Origin of the sequence: Haloferax profundi (assembly GCF_001469865.1) — an archaeon.
Lineage (GTDB): Archaea > Halobacteriota > Halobacteria > Halobacteriales > Haloferacaceae > Haloferax > Haloferax profundi.
The window spans coordinates 1-5212 of sequence record NZ_LOPV01000035.1; the positions used below are offsets into that span (position 1 = coordinate 1).

General features: G+C 52.0%; 4 protein-coding genes. All 4 read right to left on the minus strand.

Annotation, left to right across the window (positions count from 1 at the left end):
• Window positions 1-214: 214 nt before the first annotated feature.
• The 4 genes from AUR66_RS01775 to cas7b all read right to left on the minus strand — a co-directional run bounded on the left by AUR66_RS01775 (window position 215) and on the right by cas7b (window position 4663).
• On the minus strand, window positions 215-877 hold the full coding sequence (locus AUR66_RS01775; protein WP_058570808.1) for a hypothetical protein: 663 nt from the start codon (window positions 875-877) through the stop codon (window positions 215-217).
• 365 nt (window positions 878-1242) lie between these two features.
• Window positions 1243-1779: a hypothetical protein gene (locus AUR66_RS21625; RefSeq protein WP_197409647.1), complete on the minus strand. Its 537-nt coding sequence runs from the start codon at window positions 1777-1779 to the stop codon at window positions 1243-1245.
• A 1064-nt stretch (window positions 1780-2843) separates the two neighbouring features.
• The gene (cas5b, locus tag AUR66_RS20300; protein WP_082682096.1) at window positions 2844-3626 is read right to left on the minus strand and encodes a type I-B CRISPR-associated protein Cas5b; all 783 of its coding nucleotides are present in this window, start codon (window positions 3624-3626) and stop codon (window positions 2844-2846) included.
• Complete coding sequence (gene cas7b / locus AUR66_RS01790) at window positions 3623-4663, minus strand: type I-B CRISPR-associated protein Cas7/Csh2 (RefSeq protein WP_058570811.1); 1041 nt, start codon at window positions 4661-4663, stop codon at window positions 3623-3625. Before cas7b ends, cas5b begins: the two co-directional genes overlap by 4 nt.
• Window positions 4664-5212: the final 549 nt, after the last annotated feature.

Here is a 5212-nt window from a genome sequence, read left to right on the forward strand (position 1 = left end):
AGCTCGTGAAGTACTTACGTGGTGACCGAACAGGAAGTTTCACTCGAAGCCACGGACTTGACGCATATCTGCACGCCTACTACGAAGATATCGAAGACATCTACCGAAACCGCGTCTACAGACTCGTTAACGAACGAAAGTAGTCGAGGCCAGGGCGAAACTTTTCGAACGAAGATGTGCGTTCTGCCGAACTCTCACGTGTGTCTCCACCATTTCAAACGGCGTCCTGTGACCCTTGCGAACTCGGCTTGCGCACCCGCTCCAGTCGGTAGATGACGTAACTCCCGTAGAACTGCGAGGTGACGACCAACACGGGATAGATGATGACGAGGACGGCAGCGATGCCCGGGTCTTGGAGACCAGCCATGGCAAATGGTCCGCCGAGGTAGTACACCCAGACGAGGAACGCACCCGCAGAGAGGAGACTCTGCCACTGGATATTGGCAGTGTCCCACCACTGGCCGGGTGTCGATTCGAGCGTCGGGGAGTCCGGTTTCTCGATTGCACGGTAGACGTAGATTGGCATCACCAGCGTGATGAACGCGACGAGCGCCACGTACACTTCGAACGGGAGCCCATAGAGTCTGACTGCCCCCTCCAACGCCGCCCAGAGGACGAGCACGTCCTTGGGGATGGTGTTCTTCAGTTGGTAGAGCGCATCACTCACGCCCGCGAGGTCAGACGATTCCTCCGCTCGGTCACGAGCAACGACTTCCTCTCGGCGGGGTTCACCGTCGAGAAAGTCCAACCCTCTTCCCGCTTCCTCTTCTTCTAATCCGACTTCTGCTTCCGTCTCCGCGGCGCGTTCGGCCTCTTCGGTGAGTGCCTCACGGTACAAGCTGCGTGGCGGTTGTGCAATCACTGGGTCCAGTCTCATGCCGTACTGTACAATCTGTAACAAAATTAACGTGTATTACCCGCTATCCTGACTATCGCGAGAGTGAGAATGATGCAGGTTGTTCCAAAGGTCAGGTACAGTTGGGTTCTCGTGTTTCACCGCGGTCTACGAGTGGACGGAGCGGTGTGGGATGAATACGACGAGTGAACACTCCATGCTGGAGCCTCGTTCATCGGCGGACCGTCGATTCGGCGAGGGTGGCGACAACCGAGGTGAGCGACGGTCGCACAGTTGCTTACTGGGTCTATCAACAAAATTAGAAAATTGCTGTCAGAGTATCCAGTAATGAAAGACACGTACACTGCTTGGCCAAACTTAAACTATATCAAAATGCATAGTTATGTCTATATTGGCGAGCTATCGTATAATTCGTATTCCACAATGGTCAGTAATGGGATTGTCCGGATATTCCCATTTACTGTCTCGTACTCGTGCAAGCCCTCTGCTACTGCCCATAGTTCGATATAGTCGTCTTCAAGTAGACGTTGGTCACCGTAATATCTCGCAGCGACATCACCCTCCCACTCACTATCTGTGTTCGAAACGTACAGCTGGAGATATGTGTACTCGTCTTCGTAGATTACCCGGGAAACCTGCCCATAGTTGAAGTGAATAGGAACGCCCTCGTAATCCTCTATGTAGCGAAACATCTCCTTGTAACCGACTTCTCCCGAGTGAGAACGGATGCGTTCTGCGTCATAATTCCCGGGACCCGGTGTCGGTGTCGTCGTAGGGGTCGACGTGGGCGTTGGTGTCGGCGTTGACGTTGGAGTTATCGTTGGTGGGGATGTCTGTGTTTGTGAATCTCCACGGTCACCCCCGAGACACCCGGCTGTTGCTGCAATAAAGCCTGCAGACACGAGAAATCGTCGTCGATTCATGAATTAATTCAATCACAATAACTGATAAATTCTTGGCTCAACTTATCAGACGGTGCAATTAGTGACTTCCCTGTCTTTGTCTGCTGATCTATTCAGCGTACCAACACCATAGAAAACGGTGCTTGATGACAAGTTATCGAGTTAGGTAACACTAGTTTGAAGATGTCTCTAGCAAGCTTCGTGTTTTGATACGTGAGCGAGACGCAAAGTGTCTCGTCGACGAGTGAATCCGACCAACGGATTTCAGGCCGAGCGAGCCGGACCTCGACTTTTTCAACCTGACAACATTATATAAGTATCTCTTGGTGATAGCAACGATTTGGTCGTCTTGTAGTCCGATGAGAACATATTGCACGATTAGTGTAGCTTATTACTTCGTGTGAGAATCGACCGCTACCGGTCGCCCCCACGTCTGTTCGAGCGGACACGGGCGGCCGACCTGGCATTCAGTCGTGTACTTATCTCTGCCCGTCAGTCCCAGTAGTGTCATATTCTCCACTCCGTTATCGGCACCGTCCAACAGCTCTGAGAGTGTAATGGTAGGAAAGAAACGGTCTGTGTCAAAAGTGTATGCTACTTAATTGGTGCTGCAAGTACGGATTTGGACTGCTTCTCGTTCTGTCTGTTCGTTAGACGAATGACTCACGACTCGCCCGAAAAGAGTCGTGATTGACCATTGATTTACAAAGGTTAGGGTGGTATAGACACACCACACCAACAGTCCTGAGGGCAGGGAAACCAGGGCTGCCATTGACAGTGGATGTACCTATTCCGTCTGTGGGCTGCCCGAAGTGCTACAGGACCAGACAGAACATCCTGCGTAATCCGATGTAGTACCCATCCCAAGTAGGTGTATTGGTTCTTGCCTCAAATAGTAGTCAATTCCATGTCGTAGATTGACTGATAAAACTTCAATAGAGGTACGCTGACCTCACTGCCATTTGTACCTAAACTAATTTAACCAACGAGACGAAGAATACATCGGTACAGTTGATCCCAACTCGGGATTGAAGTGCCTGCCCAAGCTGTTGTATCAGTTGAACCCCTCGCGGGGACTTTTGGACTCAACAGAACACAACCGTACGGTCAGCGATGCGTGCGCACCCCTTGACCGACGACTGCAATGTCACGGAGTCTGTTGCTGTGAAGGTGTAATCGATGAAGCCGGTTGTCTGTCTACCCTCCGAATCAGCGGTCAGATATCCTGGAACACGTTCTCGATAGATCTTTTCAGACGAGGGAACGACGTTTGCACCTCCCGAGGGGACTGCAGACTCGATATCGACCGCTTCCTCACTCAATACCGGTTCTGGTGTCTTTTCGTCGTGGTATTCGATACTCGCGAGATACTCGGATTTTCCCATCGACACGGGGTAATATGAAAGACCTGCTTCGAGCTTTTGTTTGAGTTCTTTGTACCGAGAGGTGTCCGTCGTTGCGAGTTCGATTCGGTACGCAGGATCGACGACAAACTCGTAGCTCCTCAGTTGGCGCGGTCGTTCGCCGTCTGGGAACTTCGCTCGAAGGGTTTTTCTTCCAGTTCCACCTCCCCCGCCCATATCGCTGTCAGGGTCTGTACTGAGTTCGTGCCGTGATTGTGTGAGTGTTCGAACACCCCCAGTAACTTCGATGCTGATCGCAGAGTTCTCAGACGAGAACGCGTCATAATACGAATCTCGGTCCCACCCCGCGATTGCTGCGGTAATCCCCGCGACAGTTGTTCGGGGGATTATTCGATAGGTCTGCTTGGTGGCGGTTCTATCAACACGACGGAAATGCCCGAGTGAACTCGAAACCGTGAACGAAAGACACCGGGTCGGAACGCCGTTCGTAATTGAGAGCGTCATTCTCGGTCGGGAAGCGATGTGGAGTACTCCTCGTAGACGTCGATACCAACTGTCTCGATGCCACACTGTTCGGTGAGGATATCAGCCAAGTTGGCTGCAGACCCAAGGACGGAGTCATCGGTACGGAGTGTAATTCGAGGAGAGCCAACACAGTAGGCAGCCTCAATCATCCCCTCGTACTCAGTGAGAACTGAAACTAACTTCTCGATGTTGAGGTGGTAATCAGACGGACTTCTGATGGTCTCGTCTGTCGTCGGTGTTAGCTTGAGCAATTCGTCGAGACGGCCAATATGGAATTCTGGGTGTGTGTACTCAACTCGAAGATAGAGCTGGGGTTCTTGTCCGAACTTGCTTCGAGAGACAGTTTGGTTTTTGATTGCTCGCCAACAGAGGGTGTCTAACCGACGAACGTCCTCCTCAGAGAGGTTGGTCTCGCGGGCACGTTGTGGGTCTACGATACCGGTGAATGGAAACACACCGTAGGCAATTCGATAATCACCGAGCCCGAATGCGCCAGCCGACTTCCCCTCCTGAGTTGCCATAATACTCGTGAGTGTGTCGAACCCTTCGTTCAGCTCAACTTCGTTCAACGAGCGTGCAGGGCTAAACTGGACAGGGCCGGTGAAGCTGCGTGGGAAGCGCTCAAGAATTGCTTGATAGACGTCATCGTGATTTGACTTGACGAATGAGAGTACCGCTCCAAAGTAGCGAACGTCGGCGAGTCTATTCACGAATTCATCTCGAATCGAATCAACTGCTTCGACATCTTCGACAGACTCGATTTCAGAAAAAGCTTCCAGTGCAACTTCTGCTTGGGTGAGTGGCGTATCATCACCTGTTCGCTTCACGAGTATCCCGTGGCCATCGTCTTGAAGCTGATCGCGGAGATATCGCTTGAGGCGGACATCAGTAATGATTGCTTGTCCCGTCTTCGGGTCCAATCGTGGTTTGTTCCCAGCTTTCGGGTTCCCATTTGGATTGCAATCCGACGCGTCGGTTACGAACAAAATCTCAGAACGATGATTGAGTGAAGACATTTGGTCTCTAATCGTCTGCAAGCGTGGTTGCGCGTGAATACGCGAGTCGACCGAAGGTACTGCCAACAGCAATATAAAACCGCATTGCTGCGGGCTGCTGGCTGAACTCGCTCGGTGTGAACGCAAGTGGTCGAGTGAGCGTTTCGCGAAGTAGCGCGTGGCGAAGCGTGTCTCCGGACGCTGCAATGTCTTGCATGTAGGATTCGACTGCGTCTCTGCTCTGGACGGTAAACGACTCAGCAGGATATTGTTCGTCGAGTGTCACCTGCCGACCATGGCGACGTTGGAGTCCACTCGTCTGTCCGAGTGCAACACCAAAATTGAACGCTCGATTGAGTGATGGCCTCTCCTCTCTCGAGATCTGCATTCCGAATCTCTCTACTCGATGCTCGTGGATTTCTAGTGGGCGAGAGCCACGCAGTGTTTCAGTATCGTGGCTTTGGGTGGTAGATATCCAGTCCAGATATCCCACAGCATCCAGTGCAAGTAGCTGTGAGAGTTGGCTCATGACGTGATAATGAGAGAGACGTGAATTGCTGTCTTGCTCTC